Below are 568 nucleotides of genomic sequence, written 5' to 3' on the forward strand. Positions count from 1 at the left end.
TGTATCGGTACGTCGCTGGCAAATGACATGGGTAATTACGTTAACGATCAAGGCGAGGCATATCAGCCGCTTTCCATCGTGATTAAAATGGTGACTTGTAATAGCTCTCCAGTCGCAAAGATCAGTGACGAGCCAGAAAAGGCAATGTGTGAAGACATTTTCTTTTTGATGAATCTTAAACGTCGCTTTGAACAACCGCTTGATTTAAATGAATGTCGTAAGCTCATTGATCGCCTCGAAAGCGAAGGGCAGAACTACCTTATCGATGCGTAAACTCCACTCGTTTTAGCTCCTTTCTTGATAATCACCCTCTATCGTTTCGATAAATTTATATCGGTAAACGAAGAGGGTGATTTCGTTATAGTAAGTCTTATATCAATCTTTGCTCCCTTGCGTTTTTTGACTCGCTAGAGACTATGATTGATAGATACTCCCAACGTTGCGGCATTGTGGAAAGTGTTCTTTCGCAGAGCACTCACTTAGCCTGATCACATAGTTTATCTATGCGTTTATCTGCTTTTTCATGACTTTGGGCTTCACGTAATAGCTTGAATCAGGAGTCAAAAAT

1 pseudogene is annotated in these 568 nt (G+C 41.0%); it reads left to right on the forward strand.

What is annotated here, in order from left to right:
- Window positions 1-273 (forward strand): annotated as a pseudogene (locus tag R8N49_RS29295) (nicotinate phosphoribosyltransferase); the annotation flags it as partial.
- Between the last annotated feature and the right edge of the window lie 295 nt (window positions 274-568).

This window comes from Vibrio sp. 1978, from assembly GCF_033344345.1.